The 19038-nt window shown below is 67.2% G+C and carries 20 protein-coding genes and 1 pseudogene; 11 read left to right on the top strand and 10 right to left on the bottom strand.

Annotated features, from left to right (window positions below):
- Positions 1 to 11 precede the first annotated feature (11 nt).
- Both AB5J53_RS05095 and AB5J53_RS05090 read right to left on the bottom strand, forming a co-directional pair.
- Positions 12 to 1595, bottom strand: a complete 1584-nt coding sequence (locus AB5J53_RS05095) for an ISL3 family transposase (RefSeq protein WP_369244428.1) — start codon at positions 1593 to 1595, stop codon at positions 12 to 14.
- A 287-nt stretch (positions 1596 to 1882) separates the two neighbouring features.
- On the bottom strand, positions 1883 to 2179 hold the full coding sequence (locus tag AB5J53_RS05090) for a hypothetical protein (protein WP_369244427.1): 297 nt from the start codon (positions 2177 to 2179) through the stop codon (positions 1883 to 1885).
- A 109-nt stretch (positions 2180 to 2288) separates the two neighbouring features.
- On the opposite strand from AB5J53_RS05090, the gene AB5J53_RS05085 reads away from it, so the two are divergent.
- The 3 genes from AB5J53_RS05085 to AB5J53_RS05075 all read left to right on the top strand — a co-directional run bounded on the left by AB5J53_RS05085 (position 2289) and on the right by AB5J53_RS05075 (position 5407).
- Entirely contained in the window at positions 2289 to 2849 is a 561-nt protein-coding gene (locus AB5J53_RS05085) for a GNAT family N-acetyltransferase (RefSeq protein ID WP_369244426.1), read from the top strand.
- A gap of 426 nt (positions 2850 to 3275) precedes the next feature.
- Positions 3276 to 4868, top strand: a complete 1593-nt coding sequence (locus AB5J53_RS05080; protein ID WP_369244425.1) for an ISL3 family transposase — start codon at positions 3276 to 3278, stop codon at positions 4866 to 4868.
- A gap of 389 nt (positions 4869 to 5257) precedes the next feature.
- Complete coding sequence (locus AB5J53_RS05075; RefSeq protein WP_369244424.1) at positions 5258 to 5407, top strand: hypothetical protein; 150 nt, start codon at positions 5258 to 5260, stop codon at positions 5405 to 5407.
- A gap of 335 nt (positions 5408 to 5742) precedes the next feature.
- On the opposite strand, the gene AB5J53_RS05070 is transcribed toward AB5J53_RS05075, so the two are convergent.
- Together AB5J53_RS05070 and AB5J53_RS05065 are read right to left on the bottom strand one after the other, a co-directional pair.
- On the bottom strand, positions 5743 to 6981 hold the full coding sequence (locus tag AB5J53_RS05070) for an IS256 family transposase (protein ID WP_369251977.1): 1239 nt from the start codon (positions 6979 to 6981) through the stop codon (positions 5743 to 5745).
- 65 nt (positions 6982 to 7046) lie between these two features.
- Complete coding sequence (locus AB5J53_RS05065) at positions 7047 to 7289, bottom strand: helix-turn-helix domain-containing protein (RefSeq protein WP_369244423.1); 243 nt, start codon at positions 7287 to 7289, stop codon at positions 7047 to 7049.
- 378 nt (positions 7290 to 7667) lie between these two features.
- On the opposite strand from AB5J53_RS05065, the gene AB5J53_RS05060 reads away from it, so the two are divergent.
- On the top strand, positions 7668 to 9152 hold the full coding sequence (locus tag AB5J53_RS05060) for an FG-GAP-like repeat-containing protein (RefSeq protein ID WP_369244422.1): 1485 nt from the start codon (positions 7668 to 7670) through the stop codon (positions 9150 to 9152).
- A gap of 344 nt (positions 9153 to 9496) precedes the next feature.
- On the opposite strand, the gene AB5J53_RS05055 is transcribed toward AB5J53_RS05060, so the two are convergent.
- A complete protein-coding gene (locus AB5J53_RS05055) occupies positions 9497 to 9811 on the bottom strand; it encodes a hypothetical protein (RefSeq protein ID WP_369244421.1) in 315 nt (104 codons plus the stop codon).
- Positions 9786 to 9911: a hypothetical protein gene (locus tag AB5J53_RS05050; RefSeq protein WP_369244420.1), complete on the bottom strand. Its 126-nt coding sequence runs from the start codon at positions 9909 to 9911 to the stop codon at positions 9786 to 9788. The genes AB5J53_RS05055 and AB5J53_RS05050 overlap by 26 nt, the downstream gene beginning before the upstream one ends.
- A 561-nt stretch (positions 9912 to 10472) precedes the next feature.
- Between AB5J53_RS05050 and AB5J53_RS05045 the strand changes: the two genes are divergently transcribed.
- The 6 genes and pseudogenes from AB5J53_RS05045 to AB5J53_RS05020 all read left to right on the top strand — a co-directional run bounded on the left by AB5J53_RS05045 (position 10473) and on the right by AB5J53_RS05020 (position 13947).
- Positions 10473 to 10799 (top strand): PadR family transcriptional regulator, encoded by a 327-nt coding sequence (locus AB5J53_RS05045; RefSeq protein WP_369244419.1) that lies wholly within the window; start codon positions 10473 to 10475, stop codon positions 10797 to 10799.
- A complete protein-coding gene (locus AB5J53_RS05040; protein ID WP_369244418.1) occupies positions 10796 to 11152 on the top strand; it encodes a DUF1048 domain-containing protein in 357 nt (118 codons plus the stop codon). Before AB5J53_RS05045 ends, AB5J53_RS05040 begins: the two co-directional genes overlap by 4 nt.
- Before the next feature lies 1 nt (position 11153).
- Positions 11154 to 11480, top strand: coding sequence for a DUF1048 domain-containing protein (locus tag AB5J53_RS05035; RefSeq protein ID WP_369244417.1), 327 nt, complete (start codon positions 11154 to 11156; stop codon positions 11478 to 11480).
- 244 nt (positions 11481 to 11724) lie between these two features.
- A complete protein-coding gene (locus AB5J53_RS05030; protein ID WP_369244416.1) occupies positions 11725 to 12057 on the top strand; it encodes a hypothetical protein in 333 nt (110 codons plus the stop codon).
- A 42-nt stretch (positions 12058 to 12099) separates the two neighbouring features.
- Positions 12100 to 13338: an IS256 family transposase gene (locus tag AB5J53_RS05025; RefSeq protein WP_369251977.1), complete on the top strand. Its 1239-nt coding sequence runs from the start codon at positions 12100 to 12102 to the stop codon at positions 13336 to 13338.
- Between the two features lie 28 nt (positions 13339 to 13366).
- Positions 13367 to 13947 (top strand): annotated as a pseudogene (locus AB5J53_RS05020) (ATP-binding protein).
- Here the strand turns inward: AB5J53_RS05020 and AB5J53_RS05015 are convergent.
- Positions 13944 to 14468, bottom strand: coding sequence for a hypothetical protein (locus tag AB5J53_RS05015; protein ID WP_369244415.1), 525 nt, complete (start codon positions 14466 to 14468; stop codon positions 13944 to 13946). The pseudogene AB5J53_RS05020 and the gene AB5J53_RS05015 overlap by 4 nt on opposite strands.
- Before the next feature lie 188 nt (positions 14469 to 14656).
- Positions 14657 to 15241: a hypothetical protein gene (locus AB5J53_RS05010; RefSeq protein ID WP_369244414.1), complete on the bottom strand. Its 585-nt coding sequence runs from the start codon at positions 15239 to 15241 to the stop codon at positions 14657 to 14659.
- 143 nt (positions 15242 to 15384) lie between these two features.
- On the opposite strand from AB5J53_RS05010, the gene AB5J53_RS05005 reads away from it, so the two are divergent.
- Positions 15385 to 15855: a Haze protective factor 1 gene (locus AB5J53_RS05005; protein WP_369244413.1), complete on the top strand. Its 471-nt coding sequence runs from the start codon at positions 15385 to 15387 to the stop codon at positions 15853 to 15855.
- A 52-nt stretch (positions 15856 to 15907) separates the two neighbouring features.
- Here the strand turns inward: AB5J53_RS05005 and AB5J53_RS05000 are convergent, their stop codons facing one another.
- Both AB5J53_RS05000 and AB5J53_RS04995 read right to left on the bottom strand, forming a co-directional pair.
- Positions 15908 to 17032 (bottom strand): NucA/NucB deoxyribonuclease domain-containing protein, encoded by a 1125-nt coding sequence (locus AB5J53_RS05000; RefSeq protein ID WP_369244412.1) that lies wholly within the window; start codon positions 17030 to 17032, stop codon positions 15908 to 15910.
- A gap of 1191 nt (positions 17033 to 18223) precedes the next feature.
- Positions 18224 to 18793 (bottom strand): hypothetical protein, encoded by a 570-nt coding sequence (locus AB5J53_RS04995; protein ID WP_369244411.1) that lies wholly within the window; start codon positions 18791 to 18793, stop codon positions 18224 to 18226.
- Positions 18794 to 19038: the final 245 nt, after the last annotated feature.

Raw genomic sequence — 19038 nt, 5'->3', positions numbered from 1 at the left:
ACGAGAGATCGTTACGTACGGTTCTGTGAGGGCCGGGGGCTGAAATGCCCCCGGCTACTCGACAGCATCTTGATCCTGTTGACGTGTCCTTCGACGACGCCTGAGCTCCATGGCAGGGTCAGGCCGGCGATGACCGCGTCAAGGTCGCGTTCGAGGTGCTGGGCGAATCGGCTGAGGCTTGGCAGGTCGGTGGTGGTTCGGGCGGATGCGATCCACTCCGGCAGTCGGTCGCCTTGCAGTTCGGTGACCATGTGGGCGAAAGAACGCACGTAGTCGACAAGTGCGGTCAGTTCGGGGCAGTTGGCCAGGACGGCCTTGAGCTGAATCGGGTCGCCTTCGGGCAGGGCATCGGGGTGGGTGAGGATCCAGCGGGTGACGGCGCGGGCCGACGGCGGACGAGGGCCGATGGGTTGGGGTTTGCCGCGAAGGTTCCTGCTGACGTAGTCGCGGACGCCGGCGTAACCGCGGGGATAGCCCTGTTCCTTGATCTCCTCCCATAATTTCCAGGCGTTGGTGCAGCCTTCCTGCCAGCGCTGATCGAGGTAGGGCTTATAGGCGTCGAGCCTGGTCGCACGGTTTTGCCACTGGCCGGTGAACAGCTCCTCCGGGGTGGCGGCGCGGGCGAAACGCAAGATCGTGTTGCCGGTCATGCCGAGCTGTCGGGCGACGGACCGCTTGCTGTGACCGGCGGCGAGGAGAGCGTGGATGGTGGCGTGCTTGGCGCGGGTGCGTTCGGCAAACCGGTGCCCTGTCGGCCAGGGCGATGACGTGGCCGACTCCGGCTCCTCCCGGGGTTCCTCCGGCTGTTCTGGCGTGGGGCGCAAGCAGCCGCGGTGCCGGTAGACGCACTTCTCGGCGGCTTCGCCCAGGTTGTGCCAGAGATGCCACCGGTCGGCGACCTGGAGGGCCTGTGGGGCGCCGCGGGTGGCGCCGTCGGCGAAGAAGGGAGCTCGGTCACGGCAGACGATCTCGATGCCGGGCCGCTCGGCGAGCCAGGCCGCGAGCGTGTCCGCCTGCCGGTCGGGCAGGAGGTCGATCGGACGACGTGTTTCGACGTCGATGAGCACAGTTCCGTAGATCCGTCCCTTGCGCTGGGCGTATTCGTCCACGCCGACCACGCGGGGCGTGACAGTGGGCGGATCCGGGAGTGAGGCGATCAGCCTCAGCAGGGTGTTCCGACTGACCGGCGTCCCGAAGATGTCCGTCATGCGAGCCCAGGCTCGGCCCGCGAGCGCGAGGCCGACCGAGATGAGCGTCGATCGCAGCCGTTCCGTCCGCCGGCCGAACCGGCGGGTGAGTCCCGGCACCTGCTCGGCGAAAGTCTTGCGCGGACAGGAGGCTTCCGCGCAGACGAACCGGCGCACCCTCAATGCCACCACGACGGACTTGCCCGCAGTTGGCAGGTCATGGGGAAAGCGCAGATAGGAGCCGTGTATTCGCCCTGAGGGACGCTCGCAGCCCGGGCAGGTCGCTTGCCGGGCAGTGCTCAGGGCCTCGACTCGGACGACCCTGTCGGTCACCTCGACCGACTCCACCAACACGTTCTGCAGCGAGGGGAACAGTAACTCTGCGAGTTGCGGCCGTACTTCGTTCACGGCGCAGCACTGTCGGCCACACTGCACACCGGCCGGGCGATTTTCGGGCTATCTCAGCCACCATCACGAGAAGATCGACAGTCACGCTGCGTACGCGACCACACGAAGTGGACCAGAGCCCGAGAACGGGCAGCGGATGTACACCGGTTTGGGAGGCAGCCGCCGCCCGAGAGGGAATCGAAATGTTCACGGGTTTCGACAGCAGCACTGGCACGGAGAGTTGCTGCTGGGGTGCGATGGCCGACGCCGTCGGGGTCTAGTGCTCCGACTGCATCGGTGCGCCGGCTTCAGGCAGGTGGAAGCGGCCCTGCGACGGTGACCGTGCCGGTCCACCAATCCGGTTGATCGGGTGCGTGCCAGAGGACGTCGAGCCGGCGGTGGATGAGTTCCTCCACCTTCTGAACCAGGGCCGCCTGCGCGATGTCCGGCTCGATCGAGGGCGGAGGACCGGCAAGAGTACCGTCGGCGATCCCGGCCGGCCCGGTGAAGTGGACGGCGTACCTCCATCCGTCCGGGGTCCGGTACAGGACGAGGCTGGTCGGCGTCCCGAAGGCGCGCCAGTACGGCCGCCGTTTGCTCGCCATGCACTCACCGCCCATCCGGCGCGTCCGGCGTCACCGCGGCCGTACGCGGCCCCGACCGTCCGGATAAACGGATGGTCGGGGGTGAGCGGGACGCGGCAGGATGCCCCGCATGACCTTGCCCACCCCCGAGCTGCACACCGCCCGCCTGCGACTGCGGCCGTTCACCGACGCCGACGCGGCGTCGCTCTACGCGCTGCACAGCAGCGCCAACGTGCTGCGCTACTGGGACTCCCCGCCGTGGACCGAACCGGCCCGCGCCCAGCGCTTCATCGCGACCTGCCGGACGATCGAGGAGGAAGGCACGGGATCGCGGGTGGCCGTCGACCGCCTCTCCGACGGCGCGTTCATCGGCTGGTGCGGCCTGACCAGCTGGAACCCGGACTTCCGCAGCGCGTCCCTGGGCTACGTCTTCGACGCCGCCGCGTGGGGCCACGGCTACGCCACGGAGACCGCGCACGCCGTCCTGCGGTGGGCGTTCGACACCCTGGACCTGAACCGCGTCCAGGCCGAGACCGACACCCGCAACGTGGCGTGCGCCCGGGTCCTGGAGAAGCTCGGCTTCGTCCGCGAAGGCACCCTCCGCGAGGACTGCGTCGTCAACGGCGACGTCTCCGACTCCTGGGTCTTCGGCCTCCTCCGCCGCGAGTGGCACCCGAGGGCCGGCCGCTAGGACCGAGACCGGCCCGCCTTTCGGTCCGCAACCCCCACCGAGGTCACCGTGGGCCGCTCCGGCGAGCTCAACGTCTTCGCTTGCCCACCGATCCCGACCATCCGCACCGCTGGAGCATCCCGTAGTTCGTAGGGTCTGCCTGGAGCGGCAACGCCTCATCGGCGTGCGCGAGTGCTGTCGCTTCTCGTGAACATCGAACACGCCGCGGCCCGGGTGCCTCCCGAAGCACTGAACAACTGCTGTCGAAACCGGGATCAGGCACCGATCTTGGGGAGTAGTTGCGGAGCGTCACCTCGGTGTTCGATTGCGAGGGGCTGGGTCGCGTGAGACCGCGTACGCCTTGCCGTCAAGAAGACAGAACTGACGCTCCGTCAATCGCTGGGCCGTCTCTGCCGTGGTCGGCTGTGGACGGTGATGGTGCTGGTCATGTCGACCGATGCACTGTTCTGGGACTCGCTGGTGTTCGAGGGGATCGACGAGGTGGATGTCGAGGCGATGACGGCCGCGTTCGGCATGGTCGAGGTGGTGGCGAGAGGCCGCGCGGCCGGGGCTGCATGTCCGGACTGCAGCCGCTTCTCGGACCGTGTCCACGACCGTTATCTGCGCAGGCTGAAGGACCTTCCGCTCGCTGAGCAGGGCTTTGTGATCCGGCTGACAGTCCGGCGCTTCATCTGTGGGTCGGCGGACTGCCCGCGTCGGACGTTCGCCGAGCCGTTCTCCCGGCTGGCCGCCCCGCACGCACGGTTCACCACTCGGCTCAACCATGCCCTGGAGCGAGTGGGGCTCGCCCTGGCCGGGCGGGCCGGTGCTCGGCTGGCTGCTCAGCTGGGCTTCGGCGCGGGACGGATGACCTTGTTACGCAGGGTCATGGCACTGCCCGATCCGCAGTTCAGCACGCCGCGTGTGCTGGGCGTGGACGACTTCGCGATCCGGCGCGGCCAAACCTACTCCACCGTCTTGACCAGCGTCGAAGACCATCGCGTGGTCGATGTCCTCCCGACACGTGCAGCCGGGCCGCTGGCCGCGTGGCTGGTCCGTCACTCAGGAGTGGAGATCATCTGCCGGGACCGGGCAGGCGCCTACGCCGAGGGGGCCCGGCGCGGCGCCCCCGACGCTCTGCAGGTCGCTGACCGGTTTCACTTGTGGCAGGGCCTCGGCCGGGCCGTGGAGACCTGTGTCGCCGCCCACCGAGACTGTCTGCGCAGCCCGTCGACCAGCGGCACACTGCCGGAGGCGACCTGCCCGGAGTCCGGCCGGCCGCTGAGCGGCTCGGGACCCCTCGGCCGGCGGGCCGAACGTAAGAAGGCCGCGCACACCCTGGTCCACGAGATGCTCGCCCAAGGCCACTCACGCCGGGCGATCGCCCGGCACCTGGGCTGGGGCCTGAACACCGTACTCCGGTACGCGAGCGCCACGCGCTGGCAGGACACCATCCGCGACAACCGTCCCCGACCCAGCAGGCTGGACCCCTACAAGCCCTATCTGGAGCGCCGATTCGCCGAGGGATGCACCAGCGTCACCCGCCTACACAGCGAACTCGTTGCCAACAACGCGCCCGTCACCTACCAGATGGTCCGCGCCCACGTCGCCACCCTCCGCGGGGCTCCGACCGGCGCGCCGCCCCGGCCTCCGACGGTGCGCCAGATGACCGGCTGGCTCACCCGGCACCCCACCGCGCTGAGCGAGGACGACCGTGCCGGCCTGAAGGATGTCCTGGCACGCTGCCCCGAACTGGACACGGCTGCCGGGCATGTCCGTGACTTCGGCGAGATACTCAGCGACCGTCTGGGGGCCAGGCTCCCTGCCTGGATCGACGCGGTCGACGCCAGCCAACTACCCGGCCTCACCGGCTTCGCACTCCACCTGCTCCGAGACCTCGACGCAGTGACAGCAGGACTCACCCTCGACTGGAGCTCCGGCAGCATCGAGGGGGCGGTAAATCGCATCAAGAAGATCAAGAGGCAGCTCTACGGACGAGCCGGATTCGAACTACTCCGCAAGATGATCCTGCTCCAATAGCAACCCGAGACGCCACCCAAGATCTACGCCGGGACCGATAGCAGGAACACCTGCGGCGGGCGTGCGGATCGAGGCCCAGGTAGGTGCCCAGCCGTGGCAGGATGGTCTCATGTTGATCCGAAAGGGCGATGCCGCGTAGGCGTCCCAAGGCCGTCCGCGCAGAGCGGTGCCGGCCACGATGGCAGTGTCCGGTCCTGAAGGTCCACGGTGTCTCCGCGCGGACTCGTGCAGCGATCCGCAGGGTCGAAGACCAAGAGATGTGGCCCAACGCGGTCGCTAACGCGCTCTCTCGTATCGAGTGGGCTTTCGAGCAACCTGGCCGATACCTGGATGCCTCCGCGTTCTGCTCGCCCGGGATAAACGATGCCCGTGATGACCTGGAGTGGGCGATGCGGCACCTTCCTCTGGGAGCCAAGCGGGACTTGGGCCGACTGATCACGCGCATCGATGAGGAATTCGAGCGCCGCACTTTGCCTGAACCCAACTACATCGAGTTGGCGACGTTCGGCTGGTGGTGGACCAGAATGCGTGAACGCTGACGTGCCTGGAGCTCGTATACCTTCCCTCCAATCGAACACACCGTCACTCTCCGCGACAGCTCCCCAAGATCTGTGCCAGAACCCGTAACTCGTGAACATAGCCAGGCTTGTGCCCGAGACCTGATCGAGGCCTCGCGCAGGTCTGACACACAAGCTCACAGCACGCTCTATGAGCGGCTGTACGCCCGTGCCTCAGACAAGCCCCGCGCATAGAGATAGAGGTTACGGCCTCCATACGGCTGGGCTGGGTCCGCCGAGATCGACGGACCCTGTCAGCCATCCGGGACGCCGTAGGAGCGCTCAGCCGGTCGTGTCCCTCGTCGTGGTGTTGGGGATCAACTGGCGGGCGTGTTTGGAGTGTTGGGCAGCGCCGGGTCGCTTTCGGGGAGTTCGCGGTAGATCTCGCCCATGCTGCCTTCGGGGAGGTAGCGGCGGGGAAAGGCGATCCATTCGTCGTGCATCTCGAAGAGCACGGCGGTGACCAGCCGGATGAGCGCGTCGTCGTTGGGAAAGACCTGGACGACATCGATCCTGCGCTTGATCTCCCGGTTCACCCGTTCCAGCGGGTTCGTCGACTGGATCTTCTTCCAGTGCCGCGGCGGGAAGTCCGCGAACGCGGTCAGATCCTCCTTCGCCTCCAGCAGCATCGCTTTGACCTTGGGGAACTGGGTGCCGAGCATGTCTGCGACGGTGTCCAGCTGCGTGCGCACGAGGCCGGCGGTGGGCTGGGTGAAGATCGTGCGGATCGTCGCGGCGACCATTTCACCGGAATCCCGGTCGATCACGCTGAAGGCATTTCGCAGGAAATGAACCCTGCACCGCTGCCAGGCGGCGCCGAGCATCACCTTGCGGACCGCAGCGACCAGCCCGGCGTGCTGGTCGGTGATGACCAGGCGAACCCCGGACAGGCCGCGCTCTCGCAGCGAGCGCAGGAATTCCTTCCAGAACGCCTCGCTCTCGCTGTCGCCGACCATCAGGCCCAGGACCTCGCGGTTGCCGTCCTCGGTGATGCCGGTGGCGACGACCACGGCCCGGGAGACGATCTGATGGTTCACCCGCGCCTTGCAGTAGGTCGCGTCCAAGTAGACGTAGGGGAAGCGGACGTGGTCCAGCGGGCGGGTGCGGAATGCGGTCAGCGGCTCATCCAGCATCGTGCAGATCCGCGAGACCTCGGACTTGGAGATCCCGCTGTCCCCGCCCAGGGCTTTGACCAGGTCATCGACGCTGCGAGTGGAGACGCCATGCACGTATGCCTCCATGATGACCGCGTAGAGGGCCTGGTCGATGCGGCGCCGGCGCTCCAGCAGGCTGGGGAAGAAGCTGCCGGTGCGGACCTTGGGGATCTCCAGGTCCAGGTCGCCGGCCAGCGTGGTCAGCACCTTCTCGCGGTGCCCGTTGCGGACGTTGGTCCGCGTCGGCGTGCGCTCGTTCCACTCCGCACCGATGTGAGCACTCGCCTCGGCCTCGATCAACTCCTGCACCATTCGCTCGGCGATGGCGCGGATGAGCTCGATTCCGTCGGTCGAGCGTAGTGACTCAAGCAGCCGTATCAGTTCAGACTGGGACAGGGCCATCGTGCACTCCTCGTGGTTGAACTGGGCGTTCACCAAGGAGAGTTACGCGATGGCCCACCTCCTGTTCAGGGAGCGGTCCTCACCCGTGGAAGTGCGCCCCGGGCAGACGCCCGCGCACTCCCAGCCACTGATCCCGTACACCACGACAAGGGACACCATCGCTCAGCCTCCCGCTGGGAGAGGTTCGCCTTCACCCGCGCAAGACCCCAGTTGAACGCCACCCGACCCGCACCCGCATGCCGCAGTAGCGCCCCGACCTGGCCAGCCGTCGGGTCCAAAGCGAACCGGTAGGCATGCGTAACGATCACCCGGTCAGCCTACCGACCGCCACCGACAACACCCCGGCTGTAACAGAAGTTGAGAATCGCTGAGATTCGATGACGAAACCCGCAGCAGTCAGGAACCCCACGCAGCACGAAACTCAGCAGCAGGCAGAGATGGCTGTCCATCTCGCCGTCACCCTCGTGCAGTGGTTCACCGCCGGCCTCGTCCGCCGCCTCTAAAAGACGTATCGGGTGCCCCACTTAGCTTGTTCTCTATGGTCTGAGTGAGCGGATGCGTCCCTGAGAGGGTAGGCAGTCGCGCACAACCTTGAGGGGCTTTCGTGTGTCCAGTGGGGCGACTGAGTTTCAGGCTCCGTCGCTCTCGTCACTCTGTAGTCCCCGCCGCCCCGCCAAGGAGTTCCGTTGCACAGAGCAGTCACGGTCGCGGCCGTGCTCGCCCCCCTCCTCGCCGTCACCCTCACTCCGGCGACGGCTTCCGCAACTGCGCCTTACAAGGGGGCCAACACCGCTGCTGTCCAAGACGACTTCAACGGTGACGGCTACCGAGACCTGGTCGTGGGCGCGCCCTACGCTGCCAACGGATCGGTGGAGGAAGCGGGCGCCGTCGTCGTCCTGTACGGGGCGGCGTCATCGGTGAGCACCACGCGCCGGGCGGTCATCACGCAGGCCACCTCCGGGATCCCCGGCGACCCCGAGGAATGGGATGCCTTCGGTACGACAGTCGCCAGTGCCGACCTGGACCGGGACGGGTATGCGGATCTGCTCGTCGGCACGCCCGATGAAGGCGTCGGCGGCAAAAACTCCCGGGGCTCCGTGACCGTCGTGTGGGGCGGGCCCAGTGGGCTGCAGGGCGGCACCAGCATTTCCCCGCCCGCCGGGTACGGGGACGGCAGGACGTACTGCGGCTTCGGGATGTCCCTGGCCACGGGCGACATGGACGGCGACGGTGATCCGGAGGTGGGTATCGGCTCGCGCTGCGAGGGTGCCTCCTACGGCGGGCCTTTCACGCGCACCGGCAAGGCCGCCTACAGCTACCGGGATTCGTACTTCGGGGAGACCCGCGGCGTCGTGATGGGCGACGTCAACGGCGACGGCAAGGCGGAGCAGTTCTGGCTGCCCGGCGCCACGACCGGCGATCTCCGCGGGCCGGTGTCCTTCTACCACGGCGCCGGCGACGGGGACTCGGCACCGCCCGGCCTCACCAAACTCCCCTACGCCGACGGCCACACCGGCCAGATCGGCGACATCAACGGCGACGGCTACGGCGACCTGGTCACTGGCATCGCGGACGACGACTCCCTCCTGAACGCGACCGGCGCCGCACACCGCGGCGGCGAGATCCAGGTCCTCTACGGCAGTGCGCAGGGCATCACCGCCGACCAGCGTCCAAAGGTCTTCCACCAGGACACGGCGGGCGTCCCTGGCACCGCGGAGGACGGCGACCAGTTCGGCCAGTCGCTCAGCGTCGGTGACGTCAACGCCGACGGGTACGCCGACGTCCTCGTCGGCTCCCCCAGCGAGGCGGTTGGCACACGCGTGTATGCAGGGACGGCCGTCCTGCTGCGCGGTTCCGCCTCCGGCCTGACCACGGCCAAGGCTGTCGGATACACCCAGGACACGGCGGGCGTGCCCGGCACCGCCGAGAGCGGCGACCTGTTCGGCGCGGCCGTCCACCTCGCCGATCTCAACAAGGACGGCAAGGCCGAGACGGTCGTCGGCGTTCCCAGGGAGAACAGCGACGGCTGCCTGTGGATCGCCCGCGGCTCGGCCTCCGGCCCCGTCCTCAGCGGCTCGGTCAACCTGTGCGGCAAGAGCGCCGGCATCACCGTCCGTAGCACCAAGGGCTACTTCGGAGCCGCACTCACGAGCCCTCACGTTTCTTACTAAGACCAAGCTCAGCGGTGCCTCGCAGAGCACCAGGTCCCCTCGATCGCGCCGCTCGGTTCCGTGATGGCGGGTGAGGACAGGCGAGCTCACCCAGAACCGCACACGCCCGAGGTGCGCGTGGCACCGTGGAGACAGGCATGGCCCGTCGCTCTCCCCCGTAGCGACGGGCCATGCCCTTTCCGTCGGGTCTGTCCGGTGTGGCCCCGGATCTCGCTATCGTCGCTGGTCATGACGGGGGCGCCGACCATCTGGTCGGCGCCGCCCCGAACGTCGCGCGTTTGCCCCCGAGGTGCCTGTGCTGGTGTACGAACAACGCGACGTCCCATAGGCGCCGGGGGTTGAAGTCAGCCAGTGGCGGCGAAATCGTCCTGGCCGGGCTTGGAGGCCTCGACTTCCAGGACGGGCTGCGCGCCGGGTTCCTGCTTGAGGGCTTGGCGGGCCTTGATGGCGTCCTCGCCGCGATGGTGCTGCCAGTACTGGTGCGTGTAGACGCGAGCGGCGGTCTCTCGCCACTGTTCCCACAGCCGGGCGTACTCGGCTGTCTCCGCCTGTGTCCATCCCTTGGTGGCCGGGCGTGACGACTGATAGCCGTGCAGGACGCCGCCGTGCGCCGGTTCCGGCGCCTCCCACCCGTCATGCGGTTCGCGCGACCACGGCAACGAGGCCGTGCAGCTTCGCGTGGGCGTCGGCCGCCTCCTTCTGCGCCTTGATCAGGTCTGCCGGGAAATCGAACGGGTCGGATGCGGAGGCGTCGGTCATACGAGCGAGAGTAGTCCCCACCTCGGACAAAGCCGGCGGCCAGATCGCGGGGGCGCCGTAGTCACGCCCCGCGTCGAGGACCGGATGCGCGCCCTGCCCCGGACAGCGCCGATGCACCCTCTGTGCCGTCGCGGCGTCGCTCAGGTGGCCGCCCCTGACAGGGCCGACGTGATCAGGGCAGGTCCTGGAGCTGAAGATTGCGCTGAAGGGCGGCGCGGCTGCCGCCACCCCTGGGGGAAAGCAGTCCACGGGGCCACGTCGGCGGCGGTCAGGTCGGGCCTGGTTGCGCTCGAGCCGGACGGGGTGCCGCCACCGTCCGCTCGCGTCCAGGGAGATGTCGGCGCTCACCTCTACGACCATCTCGGGTTCGACAAGGGTGGTGTCGAGTGTGTCTTTGGTGCCCCAGCCGGCGGATTCTCTGTCAAGTTCAGCGTGTTGCGGTAGGGGAAGCCCCAAGCCTGCAGAAGGCAAGACTGCCGCGCTGACATCCTCCACTACTCGGTGATACCGTATAGTGGTACTCGGTACTACGCAGTACTGCTAGGCCGAGGAGGACTCGCGATGGACGACCTGACGGAGATGCTGAAGGGCACGCTCGAAGGGTGCGTGCTCGAAATCATCGGCACCGAGGAAACCTACGGATACGCCATCACTCGTCAGCTGAACGAGATCGGCTTCGCCGACGTCATCGAGGGGACGGTGTACACCATCTTGCTGCGACTGGAGAGGAACAAACTCGTCCAGGTGACGAAACGACCATCCGGGGTCGGTCCGCCACGCAAGTTCTACGCGCTCAACGAAGCCGGACGCGAGGAACTCGCGAAGTTCTGGGCGAAATGGCAGTACGTCTCATCACGCATCGACAGGCTCAAGGGGGGCGGGAGATGAACTTCTGGGAGACCATCACAGGCAGCGATCTCACCAGGGATTGGAAGGCGTTCGAAGCCCGGGCCGAGGCCCTGCCAGACGACTACCGGGCGGCGTGGGAACAGATCAAGGCCCACCTCTTTCCCCATGGGGACTTCACCGGCCGCAACCTGATGCCGATCCTCGATGCCGCCCTGGGGCTGCTCGAAGAAACAGCGGCGGACGGGCAGAGCGTCCACGAGGTCCTCGGCGACGACATCCGAGGCTTTTGCAGGGCGCTGGCCGGTGGAGAAGGGGCTCGAACCTATCGCGACCGGTGGCGCGAGCAGTTGAACAGGAACGTCGCAAGGAAACTGAACCGGCTGGGAGGCTGACGTGGGCATCCAGGACATCATCGAGGGCAAGAAGCAGTGGCGGGCGCATATGGCTCGGGTCAAGGCGCTCCCGCCGGACTACCAGATCGTCTACAAGGAGATGCAGAAGTACCTGTTCAAGGTCGGACCGGTCGACCTGCCTGACGGGCCCCTGCTCCCCGGGATCGTCGACTTCTTCGAGGAGGGCGTCGCCGCGGGCAAGGGGGTATTGGAACTCATCGGCAACGATGTCGCCGCGTTCTGCGACGACCTGGTCAAGGACTCACGCACCTATGCGGACGTCTATCAGGAGTCCATCAGCGGGGAACCCGGTACGGCCGAGAAGTAACACCCGTCGCCTCATGCCAGTGGGCGTAGTAGCCCGCACACGCGGTTCGTTCGCCTCGGCGCAGCGCGAACGGGCTCGGGCCGACCAGTCACCGGAAGCCGCCGCAGATCCTGTCCACCGAGGTGGTCGAGCAGGCCGGCGGGACCTGGCTCAGTCCTGCCACGCCCCCGGCGAGCAGGTCTCCGGCAGTGGGCCGCTCGAACACCCCTCCAGCCGGGCGCGTCGCTCGCGGTAGGGCAGGCGGGTGGCGCAGATCCGGGTGGAGCAGGAGCGCACGGCCGTCCAGGCCGCTGAGGCGGCCCGGCAGGCACGGCCGTGCGCGGACTGCGGCGCACAGCGGTCGGCCGGCCTGTGCGAGGCGTGCGGCTACCAGCGGGAGACCCAGGCGATGCTGGAGGAGATCGTGCTGATCGCCGCGGCAGGATCGGCAGACATCGACGACTCGGACTACGTGGCTGCGATGGTGTCCCTTGTCGTGGTGTACGGGATCAGTGGCTGGGAGTGCGCGGGCGTCTGCCCGGGGCGCACTTCCACGGGTGAGGACCGCTCCCTGAACAGGAGGTGGGCCATCGCGTAACTCTCCTTGGTGAACGCCCAGTTCAACCACGAGGAGTGCACGATGGCCCTGTCCCAGTCTGAACTGATACGGCTGCTTGAGTCACTACGCTCGACCGACGGAATCGAGCTCATCCGCGCCATCGCCGAGCGAATGGTGCAGGAGTTGATCGAGGCCGAGGCGAGTGCTCACATCGGTGCGGAGTGGAACGAGCGCACGCCGACGCGGACCAACGTCCGCAACGGGCACCGCGAGAAGGTGCTGACCACGCTGGCCGGCGACCTGGACCTGGAGATCCCCAAGGTCCGCACCGGCAGCTTCTTCCCCAGCCTGCTGGAGCGCCGGCGCCGCATCGACCAGGCCCTCTACGCGGTCATCATGGAGGCATACGTGCATGGCGTCTCCACTCGCAGCGTCGATGACCTGGTCAAAGCCCTGGGCGGGGACAGCGGGATCTCCAAGTCCGAGGTCTCGCGGATCTGCACGATGCTGGATGAGCCGCTGACCGCATTCCGCACCCGCCCGCTGGACCACGTCCGCTTCCCCTACGTCTACTTGGACGCGACCTACTGCAAGGCGCGGGTGAACCATCAGATCGTCTCCCGGGCCGTGGTCGTCGCCACCGGCATCACCGAGGACGGCAACCGCGAGGTCCTGGGCCTGATGGTCGGCGACAGCGAGAGCGAGGCGTTCTGGAAGGAATTCCTGCGCTCGCTGCGAGAGCGCGGCCTGTCCGGGGTTCGCCTGGTCATCACCGACCAGCACGCCGGGCTGGTCGCTGCGGTCCGCAAGGTGATGCTCGGCGCCGCCTGGCAGCGGTGCAGGGTTCATTTCCTGCGAAATGCCTTCAGCGTGATCGACCGGGATTCCGGTGAAATGGTCGCCGCGACGATCCGCACGATCTTCACCCAGCCCACCGCCGGCCTCGTGCGCACGCAGCTGGACACCGTCGCAGACATGCTCGGCACCCAGTTCCCCAAGGTCAAAGCGATGCTGCTGGAGGCGAAGGAGGATCTGACCGCGTTCGCGGACTTCCCGCCGCGGCACTGGAAGAAGATCCAGTCGACGAACCCGCTGGAACGGGTGAACCGGGAGATCAAGCGCAGGATCGATGTCGTCCAGGTCTTTCCCAACGACGACGCGCTCATCCGGCTGGTCACCGCCGTGCTCTTCGAGATGCACGACGAATGGATCGCCTTTCCCCGCCGCTACCTCCCCGAAGGCAGCATGGGCGAGATCTACCGCGAACTCCCCGAAAGCGACCCGGCGCTGCCCAACACTCCAAACACGCCCGCCAGTTGATCCCCAACACCACGACGAGGGACACGACCTGCGCAAAGCGAAGTTCGAGCAGCAAGCCACGCTGGAGGGGTTCGGCTTCAACGCCTCCCCGAAGCTGCCCGCCGCCCAGATCCGCGACCTGGCCGCCCTGCGCTGGCTCCACGCCGGAGAGTCCGTCATCCTGTTGGGCCCGGTCGGGGTCGGCAAGACCCACGTCGCCCAAGACCTCGGGCACCTCGCATCGGCCAGGGCGCCCATGTCCGCTTCGCCAAGACCAGCCGGATTCTGGCTGAGCTCGCCGGCTGCCACGCGGATCGCACCTGGGACAAGCGGACGCGCGAACTCATCCGCCCCGACCTGCTCATCCTCGACGACTTCGCCATGCGCCAGATGACCGCACCACAGGCCGACGACCTCTACGAACTCGTCTCCGAACGGCAGGGACGGTCCCTGATCATCACCAGTAACCGGGCGCCCAGCGACTGGTGTCCCCTCTTCCCCAACCCCGTCGTCGCCGAATCCCTGCCGGACCGGCTGATCAACGCCAGCCACCAGGTCATCATGAACGGCCGCAGCTACCGCCCAAACAAGCGGCCCAAGAACCCCGCGAGCAAGCCACCGGCCGCCTAGCACCGACGCTGATCGACGTTCCAGTCAGACGGCAGGGCCGCATCGCAGAAGACGCAGACGAAGTCGCCCTCACGCACGACGTTGACCTGCTGACATGACACGCAGCGACGGAACACGACCTCGTGGGTGAACCCGCGGGGGCGAACAAGCCCGACCTGGTCCAGAGCCTCCGCAACGGCCGACCACGAGCTGACGGCCGGGCAGTATCCGGTCGACTGGTTGCTGACCTCGTCGACCACCCACCGCCCGGACTCCTCGCGAAAGCTCATCTCACCAGCACTCAGCACCGTCCCCCCACCCGCGCAGACCACATGCTCGCTGCGGCGCGGCGCCAAGCGGAGCACGCCCTCGGCATCGACCACGAAGGTGAACGGTTCGGCCAACTCCTCCACGCTGCGAGCCGACACCCATCGGGCGAAGTCCGCTGCCGCGCGGATGCTCGCGCCCTCTCCACCCGACCGGACAAGACCCTTCAGATCAATGGGCCCGACATAGCGATATCTCCGTCCCGGCACTGCCATGCCAGCCAACCTAGACCGACACCGCGGCCAAGACCTGAGGAATTATGTGACGTCAGACCTGGGGAATTACGGGCTCTGTCGGGGATCTCGTGATGACTGGCGTCTGCGGGCTTCGGGAACTGATGGCCGCCTGAGGGTGGCTGATCCACCGTCTTGATCGTCGATCCCGAACCGCGCAGCCTTGCCTTTCACCGCCAGGCGGGATTGCGGCTCGGCAGCCATGGCCCGAACAGGGACTCGTACTCGTCGCCGGTCTTGACGGTGAGTACAAAATCAGGTGGGGTGGCGGAAACCGCTGCATGCAGGCGAGCCAGCAAAACCGGGACGGACCCGAGCTTGAGGTCCAGCGCCGCCGCCAGGCGCACTCGTTCAGCGCCGATTTCCGGTTCATCCCTGAGCTCGTCGAGGCCAAGGTGGGCTGCGGTCGTCCGCATTACCTCTAGATCACCGGATCCGGAGAACTTCAGGCAGTCCCGCCAGGACGGCAGTCCAATCATGATCTCCAGTGCTTCAGCCAGGCTTTGGCCGATCAGCCCGGCCTGTCCCTCGGAGGTGGCATACAGCACGGGCCGAGCTGTGCCGCGATCACCGCAGAGGAAGAACGTCCCGCCGGTGAAGTCGCCGGCAATGCCGTCCAGGCCAACCCCGGGCGACAGCCGGACAGCCTCACCGTGATCGCCACGCGTGAGATCGAATTCGCAAACCTGCCATAGCAACTCAGCGAGCGCAGACTCCCGCCGGATCGAGTCCAGGATTTCATCGTCGCTCGCCACGCAGTGGACGATAACAGCACCTCGACTAACTCCTTCCACGTTGGAGCATCAGCCTGGTTCGGGCAGGATCATGCCCTGGGGCCCCTTCGGCGGGTAAGTCACGCCGTGATCAATGCTGTAGAGGCAGTTATAGGCTCGGTCGCATGGGTGTGAGCACTGACCGTGTGTCCGGCACGGTAGAGATTGACCGTTCGATCTTCGGTATCGACGAGAGCCGGCGGCCCGGCGAGCCGGAGCGGCCGTTCTGGACCGATCTTCCCGTCGATGCCGGGCCTGTACAGGTCAGCCACGGCACGGTCCTGGTGCGCAGCGAGGCGCAGGCGCACGATGTGGAAGTGACGCTGGAGATGGGCGCTGAGCTTTCCAAGCCGATGGGCGCGGAGTTCGAACTGCTGGGGGAGTGGCCGTATCACAGTGGCAGCGGCGACCTGGTGGTCTGCACGATCGACGGGCCCGAGTTCTCGTTCGCCGTGCCCGCCGACAGCCGTTTCGTATTGCGGGTGTTTCGTTCGGGAGGCGCGAGCGCGGCGGCCCGGTTCGATGAGCTGATGGGCCATCAGTATCCGATCACCGGGCTGGAGGCCTATCACTTCCTCTTCGTCCCGCGGGCATGAGCGGCTGACGTGTGGGGCCTCCCAGCATGCTGGGAGGCCCCCAACGCCTGGGTTAGTCGACGGCCATGCCGTAGGCGTCGCCGTCGAGGATGCGGTCCTGGCCGTACCACTTGCTCAGCCGGGCGCCTGCCTTTGAGTTGTCAGACTGCGGGACGTATCTGACGGAGAAGTTGCCGTCGCCCTTGCCGGCGCCTTCTTTGGTGGAGGCGAGGGGGAATTCGTCGCACTGCTCGTTCTCCCCCTTGGTCAGTCCGGCGCAGGCGGCGTCCTTGGCCGTGCGGTTCTTCGTGGAGATGTCCTTGGAGGCTTGGTTGAACTTGGGGTAGTTGCGGTGCAGCGGCTGCCACTGCCCGTTCCAGATGCTGCCCGGGATGTCCTTGTCACTCTTCTGCGGGTAGGTCAGCTGGGGGGCATGGATGGCGTCGAAGACGTGCTCGGCGACGGCCTTCACCTCGGTGTCGGTGCGCTTGTAGTGCATGACCGGGGTGATGCGGTCGAAGATGGCGCCCTGCGTGCCGTAGGGGGCGAGGTAGTCGGCCGAGTCGAAGCGCAGGCCGCCGTCCGGGCCGTTGCTCCACGGGGAGGCGCCGCGGCTGCCTTCGACCTTGTAGTGAGTCTGGAACGTGCAGGCGGCCACCTTGTCGATCCGGCTGGTGCTGGCGTTCGCCTCGGGCGACTGGACGTCGTAGGCCAGGAACTTGTCGCCCCAGGCCCCGATGACATCGGTGTAGGTCGCCCCGGTGTCCATCTTGGCCACGCACGATCCGGGATGCGCCGGGCTGCCGCCGGAACCCGGCTTGATGGTCATCTTGGTTCCGAAGGACGGGCTGAAGACGCCATACGCGCGCAGGTCCTTGGTCTTCACATAGATCGTGGCCTTCCGGGCACCGGACATGCCTGTGCCCACCTCGATCTCGGTGAACTTCACCTGGCCCTCGACGCGACCCTGGCCGTCGAGCTTCGTCAGGGTGTTGAATCCGTGCCGGCAGAAGTTGAAGTGGTCAAGGACCACCCCCGCCTTTCCGCCAGCTGCCTGGTTGGCTTCGCACGCGGCGAAGTCGATGACGCCGCCCGCCCGCTGCAGCCGCCGGACCGCCACCGGACCGGTTCCGTCCGCGACATAGGTCTGGCCGCCCTTGCGGGCCAGCTCCTCCTCGCGCTCCATGCCTGTTGGCACGGCGCCGGGATCCTCCGCGTACGTCCCCGTGATGGGCCGTGGACTCGCCGACCTTCGACGTCCGTACCGCGTACAGGCTCCCGATCGGCAACGGCGCTTCCGGTTCGGCCGAGCGCGTCCAGACGACACGCCCCCCGTCGTGCGGCTCCTCGTTCGCGGCGGCGCTGGGAGCAAGTGCCGTTCCCAGCAGGCCCGCTATGCCAAAGGCGATCCAGCTCGCCCTGGTGAGCTTCACGCGTTTCCCCCTCAATTCTGTTGTGTGCCTGCGCAGTTGGTCAGTCCGCCCAGGTGTTGATCTTCGCGGAGGCTAGCATGATCGAACAGACACATGAAAAGGCGGGCATATCGCGCACCTAGAACGGCTCTGTACATGGCGACGCGAGGCCCCGCCCTCACGCTCGCAGTGGCCGCCGGGGTGCGCTGCGCGGTGGACTTGGGGTGCGGCACGGCGCAACGCGAAGCCCCGGCTGGACGGGGGAGGCCAGCCGGGGCGTAGGTGGTGACGTGCGGAGGGCGGTCGCCTCGCGGCGGAAGGCTCCATGGGGCTTCAGCCGGACGATCGTCCCCATGGGCTGTGGGTAGGCCCGGGGACACTGTCCCCTCCGCAGCCACGTATGGATGAACGCTCAACCACCCATTTCTGTTCCGCTTACGTGCGTCGGACCGCACCAGCCGCACTTGATCCGTGACACCGCGGCGGCCGTCGGACTCGCCCGCGGACAACAGCGGCTGCTGTCGACCAACGCGGAGGCGGCTGAACTCGCCGTGCCGACGAGGGCGGCGCCTGTGGTCAGCGGCCGCCTGGGCGACGTGGTCGTAGACGTAGCTGCATCGCCCAACCAAGGGCGCCGTCGGCCGCAAGCGCCAGCGGCGTGGCGATCCAGACGGGCCACAGGTTCGGGGTGTGCCGGCCCTACGGGGCCTGGCGCTTGCGCAGGAATGAGGAGACCACGTCAGGAACATGGAGCCGACATTCGCCCGTGGACAGCGACATGACGAAAGACGGTGCGGGCCCCGGCCTGCCAGCAGCACAGCCGAGGCCCACGGATATCGGGGTCACAGGAACAAGTGAAGAGAGAACGACCGCAGTTGTCGGCCGCACACCCGACGGCGTGCTGCCCTTCGACTACGTTCGCAGTGCGGTTCTCAGTCACCCCGCGACGGCCACGCTGACGCACGGAACCAGGGAAGCTACGTGCCGAGTCGGGGTGTGCCGAACTCGATGAGGCGCGCTCCTACGTCGTTGATGACGGTCTGAAGGGGTCCGTCCTCGAGCGTCTCGGCGACCGTGATGCACTGCGCTCCAGAAGCGATGACGCCCTCAATGCCGTACTCACCGTACTCCGGGTGGTCAGGGTCTGGCCCGGGATCCGGGCCACCGCGCGGTAGGTCTGGGTGGAAGATGTATCCGGCCCCGGTCCACTCCCAGTGGCCTTTCACCGGTTTTGGCATGATCTCCGTGATGCGTTCGGAGTTGGTGAGGCCTGAACTCCAGCGGTCGAGGGTGGCACGGTTGATGTCGAGCATCTTCGCCGACACCTCTGGGTCGCGAAGTTCGTCAGCGGCGGGCTGCCTGAAGATGACGATGCCGAGCGTGGTCGCGGCGGCAGCACTCAGCATCTGTGCGATATCCGCAGGTTGCTGAAGTGCTGCCGTCGCCTGCTGCACGGAGCCGATGCCGTATCGGGAGCTCTGCCCTGGGGGAAACGGGTAGGTGATCAGCCGGGTGATCGCGGCGTGGGAAACCGGAAGATCGGTCATGGGCGCCTCCTCTGTGAGTGCCCTGAGGTCGCTTCGATTCTGCTCCTGGCCCGGATCCACCACCATGTAAACCGTGTCTTCCGCGTCTCCGGGGTCACTCGCGAGTCGCCTTCAGGGTGCTGGCACTCAAAGGGGCCGCACACGCTCGGGGCGGTTTCGGCGCCTCGAAAACAACGCCACGTCGCCGCGGGTCGCTGTACTTCTGTCCGTCGATCTGCTTCGTGCGGAGCACTGCCCTTTGGCGG

The sequence above is a fragment of the Streptomyces sp. R41 genome, assembly GCF_041053055.1.
Classification (GTDB): domain Bacteria; phylum Actinomycetota; class Actinomycetes; order Streptomycetales; family Streptomycetaceae; genus Streptomyces.
This window is presented reverse-complemented; position numbering and strand designations above follow the sequence as displayed.

Bases quoted from the DNA above. Each gene is read 5' to 3' on its own strand.
- AB5J53_RS05090 (WP_369244427.1), bottom strand. From the start codon at position 2,179: ATGGCGAGCAAACGGCGGCCGTACTGGCGCGCCTTCGGGACGCCGACC.
- AB5J53_RS05085 (WP_369244426.1), top strand. From the start codon at position 2,289: ATGACCTTGCCCACCCCCGAGCTGCACACCGCCCGCCTGCGACTGCGG.
- AB5J53_RS05080 (WP_369244425.1), top strand. From the start codon at position 3,276: ATGTCGACCGATGCACTGTTCTGGGACTCGCTGGTGTTCGAGGGGATC.
- AB5J53_RS05075 (WP_369244424.1), top strand. From the start codon at position 5,258: ATGCGGCACCTTCCTCTGGGAGCCAAGCGGGACTTGGGCCGACTGATC.
- AB5J53_RS05070 (WP_369251977.1), bottom strand. From the start codon at position 6,981: ATGGCCCTGTCCCAGTCTGAACTGATACGGCTGCTTGAGTCACTACGC.
- AB5J53_RS05050 (WP_369244420.1), bottom strand. From the start codon at position 9,911: ATGACCGACGCCTCCGCATCCGACCCGTTCGATTTCCCGGCAGACCTG.
- AB5J53_RS05045 (WP_369244419.1), top strand. From the start codon at position 10,473: ATGGACGACCTGACGGAGATGCTGAAGGGCACGCTCGAAGGGTGCGTG.
- AB5J53_RS05040 (WP_369244418.1), top strand. From the start codon at position 10,796: ATGAACTTCTGGGAGACCATCACAGGCAGCGATCTCACCAGGGATTGG.
- AB5J53_RS05025 (WP_369251977.1), top strand. From the start codon at position 12,100: ATGGCCCTGTCCCAGTCTGAACTGATACGGCTGCTTGAGTCACTACGC.
- AB5J53_RS05015 (WP_369244415.1), bottom strand. From the start codon at position 14,468: ATGGCAGTGCCGGGACGGAGATATCGCTATGTCGGGCCCATTGATCTG.
- AB5J53_RS05005 (WP_369244413.1), top strand. From the start codon at position 15,385: ATGGGTGTGAGCACTGACCGTGTGTCCGGCACGGTAGAGATTGACCGT.
- AB5J53_RS04995 (WP_369244411.1), bottom strand. From the start codon at position 18,793: ATGACCGATCTTCCGGTTTCCCACGCCGCGATCACCCGGCTGATCACC.